Consider the following 12,903-nt stretch of genomic DNA (forward strand, 5'->3'; position numbering starts at 1 on the left):
GGAACCAGCCTGCGATGCGCCCAATCCCGCCGACAGCGGCAGCAACGCCATTGTGCGGCAAAATCCTGCCAGCTACCGTGGTGGGCATGCTGCGCAGCGTGGCCGCGGTCCTGCTGGACGACGTCGCACCGTTCGAGCTGGGCGTGCTGTGCGAGGTGTTCGGCCTGGACCGGGCGGCCGACGGGGTGCCGCCGGTGGACTTCCGCATCTGCGGGCAGCGCCCGGGCGAACCGGTGCGCACCTCGGTGGGCATGCAGGTGGTGCCCCCGCACGGACTCGACGAGCTGGCCCGGGCCGACGTCGTGGCGGTACCGGCCGCGCAGATCCGCGACCACTACCCGCCGGAAGTGCTCGACGGGCTGCGCGCCGCCGCAGCGCGCGGGGCGACCCTGCTCTCGGTGTGCTCCGGCGCTTTCCTGCTCGGTGCGGCAGGACTCCTGGACGGTCGCCGCTGCACGACGCACTGGTACTACGCGGCCGAGTTCCGCCGCCGCTTCCCGACCGCCCAACTCGACCCCGACGTGCTCTACGTCGACGACGGGGACGTGGTGACCAGCGCGGGAACCGCCGCCGGGATCGACGCGTGCCTGCACCTGGTCCGCCGCGAACTGGGTTCCGCGGCGGCGATGCGGATCGCCCGCCGGATGGTGGTGCCGCCGCAGCGCGACGGCGGTCAGCGGCAGTTCATCGACCTGCCCGTCCCCGACTGCACCGGCGCCAGCCTGGAGCCGGTGCTGGCCTGGATGCGGGAAACCCTGGACGTCGAGCACAACGTGGCCGGCCTCGCCGCCCGCGCCCGGATGTCACCGCGCACCTTCGCGCGCCGGTTCGTCGCCGAGACCGGTACGACGCCGAACCAGTGGCTGGCCACCCAGCGCATCCTGCACGCCCGCCGCCTGCTGGAGGACACCGAGCTGGGCATCGAGCAGATCGCGCGCGAGTGCGGGTTCAGCACGGCCGCCCTGCTGCGGCACCACTTCCGGCGCATCGTCGGCGTGCCGCCGCGCGACTACCGCCGGACCTTCGCCCGGAACACCGAGCCGGCACCGCGATGACGCGCAGCCGATGCGCGCGTGCGGCAGGGGCCTGCAGCCGCCCCGGAGGGCACTGCGGACAACAACGCCGCAGGTGAGAGCAGGGGCTCGCAGCGCATCGGCAGACCCGCCCCGGCGCGGGGCCTCGATGATCATCCGATCGAGCGACCGAAATAAGCTCGAAAATCCGTTCGAGTCGATGCCATCATGGTCGCAGCCGCTCGATCGCGGCCGGACGGCCAGGACTCCACTGTGGACGCACGGGGAAACCGCGCCGGACGGCCCTGAACCACCCACCACCCCGCCGCGACACCGGCGATCCACGTCCGGACGCCGACTGCTCCATCCGCCGAACCGACTCAACGCGACAAACGGCAGCAAGACGGCCCCTTAGCCGCGAAAAAGACCTGCAACCACCAAAAGTCGTAAGCCATTCGGAAGCGCATTCATTGCACCGCCGGACAAACGGGTACATCAATCAAGCGAAACCACCCATACAGGACATCGGGAGCGCCAATGCAAGTCAAACGAACACTTGAACAATTCTTGGGATTCCGCGACAGCGAGCCCCGCATTCCGTCGTACTTGCAGGTCAAGCGCCTTTTAACCATACCGAAACAATGGAACATCGCCGCAAAACCGGCCAGCTTCGCGACGCTCGCAAACCGAACACGGCGCGTTTTCACCCGTTTACCACCAGTGAACATTCCCACTTTCGGCCACATTGGCAGGCGACGCTCGGCGGTCGTAAATTCGACCCGGGCACCACCTGTCGCAATTCCTCAAAGCGATCGGAGATCAGTATGTGCGCAGCACCCATCAGGGATCCGAGCAGCGGATCCGGCTGGTTCTCCCGGCTCCGGGCCGACGGCGGCGGAGCGGCGGGCGACGCGCTGCTCCGACTCGGCCGCCTGCTGTCCAGGGAAGACGTCTCGGCCGACCTGCGGACCGTCTTCCGCGCAGGGGGCCGCGAGGGCGATGCCTTCTACCGGGACCGCTGGAACCACGACAAGGTCGTGCCCTCCACGCACGGCGTGAACTGCACCGGCTCCTGCCGGTGGAACGTCTACGTCAAGGACGGGATCATCACCTGGGAGACCCAGGACACCGACTACCCGTCGGTGGGCCCGGACCGCCCGGAGTACGAGCCGCGCGGCTGCCCGCGAGGCGCCTCGTTCTCCTGGTACTCCTACTCCCCCACCCGCATCCGCTACCCGCACGCGCGCGGCGTGCTCGTCGAGATGTACCGCCGGGCCAAGGCCGCCACCGGTGATCCGGTGCGCGCCTGGCAGTCCATCGTGGACGATCCCGAGCTGCGGCGGCGCTACCAGCGGGCGCGCGGCAAGGGCGGCCTGGTGCGGATCTCCTGGGACGAGGCGCTGGAGATGATCGCCGCCGCGCACGTGCACACCATCGCCGCGCACGGCCCGGACCGGATCGCCGGGTTCTCCCCCATCCCGGCGATGTCGATGGTCTCGCACGCCGCCGGCGCCCGGTTCACCTCGCTGATCGGCGCCACCATGCTGTCGTTCTACGACTGGTACGCCGACCTGCCGGTGGCCTCGCCGCAGGTGTTCGGCGACCAGACCGACGTGCCCGAGTCCGCGGACTGGTGGGACGCGGCGTACCTGGTGATGTGGGGCTCCAACGTGCCGGTCACCCGCACTCCGGACGCGCACTTCATGACCGAGGCCCGCTACCGCGGCCAGAAGGTCGTGGCGATCTCCCCGGACTACGCCGACAACACCAAGTTCGCCGACGAGTGGCTGGCGCCGCACCCCGGCACGGATGCCGCGCTGGCGGTCGCGATGGGCCACGTCGTGCTCAAGGAGTTCTTCGTCGAGCGCACCACCCCGTTCTTCACCGACTACGTGCGCCGCTACACGGATCTGCCGTTCCTGGTGAGCCTGGTCGAGCGGGACGGCGCGCTCGTGCCGGGCAAGTTCGTCACGGCCGCCGACCTGGGGCGAGCGGGCGCGAACGAGCAGTGGAAGACCGTGCTGCTCGACGACGCGACCGGTGAACCGGTGGTGCCCAACGGCTCGCTGGGATTCCGCTGGAACGACGAGGAGACCGGGCGCTGGAACCTCGACCTCGGCGAGACCACCCCGCGGCTGAGCCTGCACGAGCACCCGCACGAACCGGTCGAGGTGCTGCTGCCCCGCTTCGACTCCCCGGACGGGGCCGGCGCGGCGATCGCCCGCGGCGTGCCCGCGGTGCGGCTGAAGCCGGACGGCCCCCTGGTGACGACGGTGTTCGACCTGCTGCTCGCGCAGTACGGGGTCGGCCGCGAAGGACTGCCCGGAAGCTGGCCCGCCGACTACGCGGACCCCGAGCCGGGCACCCCGGGCTGGCAGGAGCAGATCACCTCGGTGCCCGCCGCGCGCGCGGTGCGGATCGCGCGGGAGTTCGCCGACACCGCGATCCGGTCCGAGGGCCGGTGCATGATCCTGATGGGTGCGGGCACCAACCACTGGTACCACTCCGACGAGGTGTACCGGACGTTCCTGACGCTGCTGCTGCTCACCGGCTGCCAGGGCCGCAACGGCGGCGGCTGGGCGCACTACGTGGGCCAGGAGAAGGTGCGCCCGCTGACCGGGTGGGCGACGCTGGCCGGTGCGGCGGACTGGCACCGGCCCCCGCGGCAGATGATCGGAACGGCCTGGTTCTACCTGCACACCGGGCAGTGGCGCTACGACGGCCTCAGCACCGACGCGCTGTCCTGGCCGGGAGCCGCGGGCACGCTCAGCGGGACGACGGCGGCCGACTGCATCGCGCGCTCGGCGCGGGCCGGGTGGATGCCGTCCTACCCGACGTTCGACCGCAACCCGCTGGACCTGGCCGACGAAGCCGAGGCCGCCGGGCTGGACCCGGTCGAGCACGTCGTGCGGGAACTGCGCGCGGAGCGGCTCGGTTTCGCCTGCGAGGATCCGGACGCCCCGGCGAACTGGCCGCGCGTGCTGACCGTGTGGCGCTCCAACCTGCTGGGCTCCTCCGCCAAGGGCAACGAGTTCTTCCTCAAGCACCTGCTGGGCGCCGCTGCGAGCCCGCGCTCGGCGGAGCCGGAGCAGCCGCCCGCCGAGGTGCACCGGGCGGAGGCCGCCGAGGGCAAGCTGGACCTGCTGCTGTCGCTGGACTTCCGGATGACCAGCACCACGCTGTTCTCCGACGTGGTGCTGCCCGCCGCGACCTGGTACGAGAAGCACGACCTGTCCAGCACCGACATGCACCCCTACGTGCACTCGTTCAACGCCGCGGTCGACCCGCCGTGGCAGTGCCGCACCGATTTCGACGCCTTCCACGGCATCGCCGCGAAGTTCAGCGAACTGGCCGCCACCCACCTCGGGGTGCGGCGGGACGTGGTGGCCACCGCGATCGGGCACGACACGCCCGGTGAGGTCGCGCAGCCGGGCGGGGTGCTGCTGGACTGGCGCAGCGGTGAGGTCGATCCGCAACCCGGCCGCACCATGCCCGCGCTGACGGTCGTCGAGCGGGACTACCCGGCGGTGGCCGCGAAGCTCGGCGCGGCCGGACCGCTGCTGGACAAGCTCGGGGTGACCACCAAGGGCTGGACGGTCGAGGTCGACCGCGAACTGGCCTGGCTGGGCAGCGCCAACGGCCTGGTCACCGCGGGCCCGGCAGCCGGGCGGCCGCGGCTGGACACCGACCGCCGGTTCGCCGATGCGGTGCTCGCGCTGTCGGGCACCACGAACGGCAGGCTGGCCAACGACGCCTTCCGCGCGCTGGAGCGGCGCGTCGGCCGACCGCTGACCCACCTCTCGGAGCACCACCTCGGGCACCGGGTGACCTTCGCCGACACCCGGTCGCGCCCGGCACCGGTGGTGACCAGCCCGGAGTGGTCGGGCGACGAATCCGGCGGGCGGCGCTACTCGCCGTTCACCATCAACGTCGAGCAGCTCAAGCCCTGGCACACCCTCACCGGCCGCCAGCACTTCTTCCTGGACCACGACTGGATGGCCGAGTTCGGCGAGCAGCTGCCGCTCTACCGGCCGCCGCTGGACCTGCACCGGCTGGCCGGGGAACGCCGGCTCGGCCCCGACGGCGCGGAAGTGGTGGTGCGCTACCTGACCCCGCACTCGAAGTGGTCGATCCACAGCGAGTACCAGGACAACCCGATCATGCTGACGCTCTCGCGCGGCGGCCCGACGTTCTGGATGAGCCCGGTGGACGCGGCGGCGATCGGCGTGCGCGACAACGACTGGGTCGAGGCGGTCAACCGCAACGGCGTGGTGGTGGCCCGCGCGGTCGTCTCGCACCGGATGCCCGCGGGCACCGTGTTCATGTACCACGCGCAGGACCGGACGGTGAACGTGCCGAAGAGCGAGACCACCGGCCGGCGCGGCGGGATCCACAACTCGCTGACCCGCGTGCAGGTCAAACCCACCCACCTCATCGGCGGCTACGCCCAGCAGACCTTCGCGCTGAACTACCACGGTCCCACCGGGAACCAGCGCGACGAGGTCACCGTGATCCGCCGCCGCAGCCAGGAGGTCGACTACTGATGCGCGTGATGGCCCAACTAGCCATGGTGATGAACCTCGACAAGTGCATCGGCTGCCACACCTGCTCGGTCACCTGCAAGCAGACCTGGACCAACCGCGATGGCGTCGAGTACGTGTGGTTCAACAACGTGGAAACCCGCCCCGGGCAGGGATATCCGCGAGCCTACGAGGACCAGTCCAAGTGGCGCGGCGGGTGGCAGCTGGACCGGCGGGGGCGGTTGAAGCTGCGCGGCGGCGGCCGGCTTCGCAAGCTGGCGACGCTGTTCGCCAACCCCGATCTGCCGGAGCTCGACGACTACTACCAGCCCTGGACCTACGACTACCGGATGCTGCTGGAAGCCCCGCTGGGCGAGGACGTCCCGGTCGCGCGACCGACCTCGGCGGTCACCGGCCGCCCGACGTCCGTCCAATGGGGACCGAACTGGGAGGATTCGCTCGGCGGCACCCCGGAGCACGGTGACGCCGACCCGGTGGTGGCCAAGCTGCGCACCGAGCTGGGCACCCGGATCAAGTTCGAGTTCGAGCAGTCGTTCATGTTCCACCTGCCGCGGATCTGCGAGCACTGCCTCAACCCGTCCTGCGTGGCCTCCTGCCCCTCGGGAGCGATGTACAAGCGCTCCGAGGACGGCATCGTGCTGGTCGACCAGGACCAGTGCCGCGGCTGGCGGATGTGCGTTTCCGGCTGCCCGTACAAGAAGGTCTACTTCAACCACCGCACCGGCAAGGCCGAGAAGTGCACCTTCTGCTACCCGCGGGTCGAGGTGGGCCAGCCGACGATCTGCTCGGAGACCTGCGTGGGGCGGCTGCGCTACATCGGCGTGCTGCTCTACGACGCCGACCGGGTCGCCGAAGCCGCCGCCATCACCGACGAGCACCAGCTCTACCCGGCGCAGCGCGATCTGTTCCTGGACCCGCGCGAGCCGGAGGTCGTCGCCGCCGCCGAGCGCGCGGGCATCCCGCACGACTGGATCGAGGCGGCCCGCCGCTCCCCGGTGCGCGACCTGATCTGCCGCTACCGGGTGGCGCTGCCGCTGCACCCGGAGTACCGCACCCTGCCGATGGTCTGGTACGTCCCGCCGCTGTCGCCGGTGGTGGACGCGGTGGCCGAGACCGGGTTCGACGGCGAGGACGCCGACAACCTCTTCGGGGCGATCGACGCGCTGCGCATTCCCGTGGAGTACCTGGCCGAGCTGTTCACGGCGGGCGACATCGATCCGGTGCGGGATGCGCTCCGCAGGCTTGCGGCGATGCGCTCGTACATGCGCTCGGTGAACCTCGGTGAGCCGCCGGACGAGGAGCCGCTGCGCGCGGCCGGGCTGGACGCCGCCGAGCTGCAGTCGATGTACCGGCTGCTGGCCATCGCCAAGTACGAGGACCGCTACGTCATCCCGACCGCCGGGATCGGCGATGCGCACGACCTGGAGTCGCTGGCGACGACGTGCAGCCTGGACACCGACGGCGGGCCGGGCATGGGCGGTCTGCGCTCCGGGAGCACCGATCTGGTGGTGTGGAACGGCGACGGCCGTCCGGACGGCATGTTCCCGACGGTGCGCGGAGGTGAGCGGTGAGGCGCCGACGCCTGAACGCCCGCACCCGCGGCCTGGTCCGCCAGATCGCCGCGTGGTGCCTGCACTACCCCGATGGCGAGCTGATCCGGCAGCTGCCGTTGCTGCGCGAGGCCACCGCCGAGCTCGGCGATCTCCCCGCGGCCGAGCCGTTGCACCACCTGCTGGACCACCTCGCCGGTACTCCGCTGCCGGACGCCGAGCAGCACTACGTCGAGGTGTTCGACGTCAGCCCGCGCCGGAGCCTCTACCTGACGTGGTTCGTGCACGGCGACACGCGGCTGCGCGGCGGTGCGCTGGCCGAGCTGGCGGGCATCTACCGCACGCACGGCTACCGGATCGGCGACGGGGAACTGCCCGACTACCTGCCCGCGCTGCTGGAGTTCTCGGTCGCGGCCGCCGACCCGGGCGAGGCGCTGCTCGGCCGCTTCCGGCCGGCGATCGAGCTGCTGCACCGCAAGCTCGGCGAGGTCGGCACCCCCTACGCCGGGGCGGTGGGGGCGGTGCTCGACGCGGTCCCGCGCAGCCGCGAGAGCGCGGCCGTGCCCGCGCAGGCGCCGACCGAGATGGTCGGCCTGCAACCGTTCCTGCTCCGGGAGGGAAGCCGATGATCAGCCCGATCGACGCGATGCTGTGGGGCGTGCTGCCGTACGTGGTGCTGGCCGTGTTCATCGGCGGCACGATCTGGCGGTACCGCTACGACAAGTTCGGCTGGACCTCGCGTTCCAGCCAGTTGCACGAGTCCCGCCTGCTGCGGGTGGGCAGTCCGCTGTTCCACTACGGGCTGCTGCTGGTGGTCGGCGGGCACGTGCTCGGGCTGCTGGTGCCCAAGGCGCTGACCGAGTTCTTCGGCGTGACCGAGCAGAACTACCACGTGGTATCGCTGCTGATGGGCACGATCGCCGGCTGCGCCGCGCTGGCCGGGCTGGTGGTGCTGCTGTGGCGGCGGCTGCGCACGGAGGCGGTGCGCCGGTCGTCCAGTCGCAGCGATCAGCTCACCTACGTGCTGCTGATCGCGGTGATGTCGGTCGGGTTGTGGACGACGGTGGTCGACAACGGGGTCCGCGGGCCCTACGACTACCGCGAATCGATCGGCCCGTGGTTCCGCGACATCTTCCTGCTGCAACCGCATCCGGAACTCATGGCCAGCGCACCGCTGGACTACCGGCTGCACGCGCTGCTCGCGCTCGGGCTCTTCGCGCTGTGGCCGTTCAGCCGCCTCGTGCACGCCTTCAGCGCGCCGGTGCACTACCTGTTCCGCCCGTACATCGTCTACCGCAGCCGCAGCGGAGACCGCGTCGGCACCCGCCAGGCGCCGCGCGGCTGGCGGCGGCCCTGAGCCGTGTTCGCCGCGGTTGCGCACCGGGTTCCGTGCGAATCCGGTGCGGTGGTGATGGGGATCGGCATCGTGTCGGTCGCCGCGCAGTCGGCGGGCGACGTGGTGCTGTCCTGGGTGCTGCTGACGGTGGCCGGAGCGGTGTGGGCGCTGCTCGGGGTCTCGTTCCTGGCCCGGCTGGCCTCGGACGCGCCGGCGTGGCGCGCCGAGGCGGTCCGACCCGGTGCGCTGACGGGTGTCGCGGCGACCGGGGTGCTCGGCGTCGGTCTCGCCCAGCACGGCTGGCCGACGGTGAGCTGGGCGTTCCTGGCGGTGGCTGTTGTGCTGTGGGCGGTGTTGCTGCCGCGGGTGCTCCGGAATCTGAAGTCCCCGGCGGTCGGTTCGAGCTTCCTGCTGTGCGTGGCCACCCAGTCGCTCGCGGTGCTGGCGGCGAAGCTGGCCGTCGGGGCGGATTGGTTGCTGCCGCTCGCGGCCGTAGCGGACGTGCTCGGCCTCGGCCTGTACGTCTTCGTGCTGTCGCGGTTCGACTTCCGCCAGCTGGTGCGCGGCAGCGGTGATCACTGGATCGCTGGTGGCGCGCTGGCGATCAGCACCGTGGCCACCACCGCGCTGGCTTCCGCGCTGCCGCCTGGAGCGGCCGGTGCTGTCGGAGCGGGCGCGGTCGTGCTGTGGGCGATCACCTCCGCCTGGTACGTCGTGCTGGCCGGGTCGGAGCTGTTCGCGCCACGGCTGCGCTACGACTTCCGGCGCTGGGCGACGGTCTTCCCGCTGGGCATGACCTGCACGGCGACCTTCGGCGTCGCCGCGGCCACCGGCACGGGGTGGCTGACGACGGCCGGTCAGGTGCTGCTGTGGCCCGCGCTGGTCGTGCTCTGCCTGGCCGCGTGGGGCACCGCGCGCCGCGTCACGGGTGCGCTCCTCCGGTTGGCGCGCTCCGCACCACCAGCCCGTAGATGACCATCACCGACAGCGCGATGACCAGCACGGACCACAGCGGGAAGGCGGTGAGGAACACCAGGTGCCCGATCGCGCACAGCGCGGCCAGGTCGATGCCGATGAAGCGCGCCCAGCCGCGCCCGTACATCGCGCCGGCACCGACCACGACCTGCACGATGCCGAGGGCGAGCCAGATCCAGCCCCAGATCGGGTAGTTGAAGGCGAGCAGCCGGTTGGCGGTGACCAGGAAGTACTCCGGGCGGGTCAGCGCGGTGATCCCGGTGATGATGTTGAAGATCCCCAGCAGGCCCAGCATCGAGCCGGCGAAGGCGAGCCACCCCGACGGCGGCCGGGTTTCCGCCGAACTGGTCAGCGCCCAACTGCTCGGCGCCGTCCCGGCGCTCTGCTCGGTCTCCGGCCGCCCCGCACTTCGTCCGGAAGTCATCATGGCTCCCCCGTTCGCTCGTGCCCCGCGCCCCTTCCTCCGCAGGCGACCGCCAGGCGGGGTCTCGGGCACCGCCTGGCCGTGGTCGGGATGAAGAAGGGCTCACCAGGGATGCCCGGCGCGCGCCGGGTTCAAAAGTCCCCCGCGGTGAGCTCGTGCAGCAGTTCGACGGTGCGCTGCACAGCGGGGTGGTCGGCGACCGACTTCTTCACCACGACGTTGATGCGGCGGACGGTCGCCGGTGCCACCACGGGGACCGCGGTCAGGCCGGCGGGCAGGTTCCCGATGCCCAGTCTCGGGATCACCGTGACGCCGATGCCGGTCGCCACGAAGGGGATCGCGGTCTGGTAGTCGCGGGTCTCCACGACGAACCGGGGCGCGAATCCCGCCTCGGCACAGGCGTCGAGCAACACCTGGCGGCAAGCTCCCAGCGCGAAGTCGTTGTCCACCCAGTGCCGTTCGGCCAGCTCGGCCAGCGGCACCTCCGCGCGTTCGGCCAGCGGGTCGTCGTCGCGGACGACCAGCAGGTACGGGTCGTCGATGAGGTGGTGCACGGCGACCTGCGGCGGGTACTCGGTGCCGGGCCGCTCGACGAGGATGTCGATGTCCGGCTCGGACGGGTCGAGCTCGGTCAGCCGCAGCTCCAGCCGCAGCTCGGGGAACTCGGCGCGCAGCGCGGCCACGATCGACGGCAGCCAGGTCGCCCCGGCGGTGCCGAAGTAGCCGATCGACAGACTGCCGATGCGCCCCGCGCGCAGGTCGCCGACCACGCCTTCGAGTCTGCTGACCGCTTCGAACAGCGGCTCGGCTTCGGCCGCGAGCGTCAGGCCCGCGGTGGTCGGTTCGATCCCGCGGCCGACCCTTTCGAAGAGCTGCAACCCGGTTTCGCGCTGCAGCGAGGACAGCTGCTGGCTCACCGCGGAGGGCGTGTACCCCAGTGCGGAAGCGCTCGCGCGGATCGAGCCCGTCGCGACGACGGCCCGGAGCACGCGCAGTCTAGGCAGGTCGAGCATGCCCTGAATCGTAAAGCAGCTCTTAACGATTCGGTAGAAAAAGTCGCTTGTCCTTTCTTCTCGCGCTGGTGACGATGGCCAGCGTGACCGTTCAGACCCGGACCCCCGACGCTCCTCCCGCGACCGAACGCTGGAAGGCGACGGCCGCCGTCGCCGTGACCATCGTGCTGTGGGCATCAGCCTTCGTGGCCATCCGCAACATCGGGCACTCCCTCTCGCCCGCGCCGATGGCCTTGATGCGCCTCGCCGTCGCGGCCGTCGCCCTCTCGCTGCTGGTGCTGGTCCGGTTCCGCGGCGCGCCGCGGCTGCCGAAGTCGCGCCGGACGTTGCTGCTGGTCGCGGTGTACGCGGTGCTCTGGCTGGCCGGGTACACGGTGGTGCTCAACGCCGCCGAGCAGCACATCGACGCGGGAACCGCCGCGCTGCTGGTGAACATCGCACCGCTGCTGATCGCCTTCGGCGCGGGGCTGTTCCTGGGCGAGGGCTACCCGAAGGTGCTGATCATCGGCTCCCTCGTCGCTCTGGGCGGACTCTCGCTCATCGCCCTCGGCTCGGCCGGTCACCGCGACTGGCTCGGTGTGGTGCTGTGCCTGGTCGCGGCCGTCCTGTACGCGGCGGGAGTGCTGGTCCAGAAGGCCACCCTGCGGGGCGTCGACGGCCTGATCGGGCTCTGGCTGGGCTGCCTGGTCGCCACGGCGGTGCTCCTGCCCTGGGCCCCGCAGCTGCTCGACGAGCTCCGGACCGCACCGCCGAACGCGATCCTCGGAACCATCTACTTGGGACTGTTCCCCACTGCGATCGGCTTCACCACCTGGTCCTACGCACTGGGCCGGATGAGCGCGGGCAAGCTCAGCTCCACGACCTACGTGGCACCGGTGGTCTCGGTCCTGCTGTCGTGGCTGCTGCTCGGCGAAACGCCCACGCTCTACGCGCTGGCAGGTGGCGCGATCTGCCTCATCGGCGTCGCGATCTCCCGCCGTCCCGCCAAGTAGTACCGGGGCGCGGTGCTCGAAGCCGATCAGAATCATCTCGTCGGGTCAGCGGGTTCCCAGGGAACGGATTCCAGGAGGAACTCCAGGCCCGTGCGGTTCGGTCCGGACCCGGCAGTGTGCTCGGGCACCGCTCCGGGCCGAACCGACCGGACGATACCGTCGGTGCGGAGCAGTCCACGACCTGCGAGCGGCCGCAGGAACGATACCGCCACCGCGAGCCGGTCGACGTGCAGATCCTCGTGCCCGAGACGTTCCAGACCATCGCAGAAGACGAGACGATTCGTAGGACCGCAGAACGGATTCGTGGCCGTCGGGCCCACGGCAGGGATTTCGGCAGCACCTCCCGCTACTGGCCCTTCGCCGAACCGGCCGCGAAGTCGTCGAAGGGCCTGGTGCGGGCCGAGCCCCGCTCGGCGCAGCCACCGCCAGCGGCCGCGCTTCTCCGTCTCCCCAACCCGAAACCCGGCGGTGCGGCGCGGCGTCGAGCGCCGCACCTGCCGAACCCCAGTTGCCGTCGACTACAGTCCCGGCGGCGAGCACGGCGAGCGGAGGAGCACCGCGGTGACGGTCCACCACCGGCGCTGGCCGGATGGAGAAGCGACCGATGAGCTTCAGCTCACCCAGGAGTTCCTGCAGTTCCTGCGGCACACCGCCGTCGGCAAGGTCGACGGGCTCAGCCCCGAACTCGCCGTCGCAGCGCCGATCGCGACCTCACCCAAGACGACCGCGCTCGGCGTCATCAAGCACTTCACCGCGGTGGAACGGCACTGGATCTCGATCGTCGGCACCGGTGCCGCGCTGCCGTCGCTGTGGGAGGGCAGCCCCGATCCGTCGTGGAACCTCTCCGCCGCAGACCGTCATCGCGGCCTACGAGGCGGAGTGGGAACGCTCCACCTGCGCGCTCGCCGGTCTGAACCCGGACGACCTGGCCGCGGACGGCGAGCGGACTATCCGGTGGATCCTGGCGCACGTCACCCAGGAGACCGCCCGGCACGTCGGCCACCTCGACCTGCTGCGCGAGCTCGCCGATGGCGTGGTCGGCGAATGACTCGGCCACTG

9 protein-coding genes and 1 pseudogene are annotated in these 12,903 nt (G+C 71.2%); 8 read left to right on the forward strand and 2 right to left on the reverse strand.

Going from position 1 to position 12,903, the window contains the following annotated elements; genetic code table 11:
* Positions 1 to 86 precede the first annotated feature (86 nt).
* The 6 genes from C4T78_RS03200 to C4T78_RS03225 all read left to right on the forward strand — a co-directional run bounded on the left by C4T78_RS03200 (position 87) and on the right by C4T78_RS03225 (position 9,415).
* A complete protein-coding gene (locus tag C4T78_RS03200) occupies positions 87 to 1,055 on the forward strand; it encodes a GlxA family transcriptional regulator (RefSeq protein WP_093347417.1) in 969 nt (322 codons plus the stop codon).
* Positions 1,056 to 1,837: 782 nt separating this feature from the next.
* The gene (locus C4T78_RS03205) at positions 1,838 to 5,557 is read left to right on the forward strand and encodes a nitrate reductase subunit alpha (protein ID WP_181138253.1); all 3,720 of its coding nucleotides are present in this window, start codon (positions 1,838 to 1,840) and stop codon (positions 5,555 to 5,557) included.
* On the forward strand, positions 5,557 to 7,125 hold the full coding sequence (gene narH, locus C4T78_RS03210) for a nitrate reductase subunit beta (RefSeq protein ID WP_093347414.1): 1,569 nt from the start codon (positions 5,557 to 5,559) through the stop codon (positions 7,123 to 7,125). Before C4T78_RS03205 ends, narH begins: the two co-directional genes overlap by 1 nt.
* Entirely contained in the window at positions 7,122 to 7,733 is a 612-nt protein-coding gene (narJ, locus tag C4T78_RS03215; protein WP_093347411.1) for a nitrate reductase molybdenum cofactor assembly chaperone, read from the forward strand. Before narH ends, narJ begins: the two co-directional genes overlap by 4 nt.
* Positions 7,730 to 8,461, forward strand: a complete 732-nt coding sequence (gene narI / locus C4T78_RS03220) for a respiratory nitrate reductase subunit gamma (RefSeq protein ID WP_177247412.1) — start codon at positions 7,730 to 7,732, stop codon at positions 8,459 to 8,461. Before narJ ends, narI begins: the two co-directional genes overlap by 4 nt.
* A 54-nt stretch (positions 8,462 to 8,515) precedes the next feature.
* The gene (locus tag C4T78_RS03225) at positions 8,516 to 9,415 is read left to right on the forward strand and encodes a tellurite resistance/C4-dicarboxylate transporter family protein (RefSeq protein WP_093347409.1); all 900 of its coding nucleotides are present in this window, start codon (positions 8,516 to 8,518) and stop codon (positions 9,413 to 9,415) included.
* Here the strand turns inward: C4T78_RS03225 and C4T78_RS03230 are convergent.
* Together C4T78_RS03230 and C4T78_RS03235 are read right to left on the reverse strand one after the other, a co-directional pair.
* Positions 9,363 to 9,839, reverse strand: coding sequence for a DUF7144 family membrane protein (locus C4T78_RS03230; RefSeq protein ID WP_143185742.1), 477 nt, complete (start codon positions 9,837 to 9,839; stop codon positions 9,363 to 9,365). The genes C4T78_RS03225 and C4T78_RS03230 overlap by 53 nt on opposite strands.
* A gap of 131 nt (positions 9,840 to 9,970) precedes the next feature.
* On the reverse strand, positions 9,971 to 10,852 hold the full coding sequence (locus tag C4T78_RS03235; protein ID WP_093347404.1) for a LysR family transcriptional regulator: 882 nt from the start codon (positions 10,850 to 10,852) through the stop codon (positions 9,971 to 9,973).
* A gap of 47 nt (positions 10,853 to 10,899) precedes the next feature.
* Between C4T78_RS03235 and C4T78_RS03240 the strand changes: the two genes are divergently transcribed.
* Positions 10,900 to 11,844: a DMT family transporter gene (locus C4T78_RS03240; protein ID WP_374703856.1), complete on the forward strand. Its 945-nt coding sequence runs from the start codon at positions 10,900 to 10,902 to the stop codon at positions 11,842 to 11,844.
* Positions 11,845 to 12,312: 468 nt separating this feature from the next.
* Positions 12,313 to 12,892: pseudogene (locus C4T78_RS03245) on the forward strand (mycothiol transferase).
* The last annotated feature ends 11 nt before the right edge of the window (positions 12,893 to 12,903 follow it).

The sequence above is a fragment of the Saccharopolyspora kobensis genome (assembly GCF_900108315.1).
Lineage (GTDB): Bacteria > Actinomycetota > Actinomycetes > Mycobacteriales > Pseudonocardiaceae > Saccharopolyspora > Saccharopolyspora kobensis.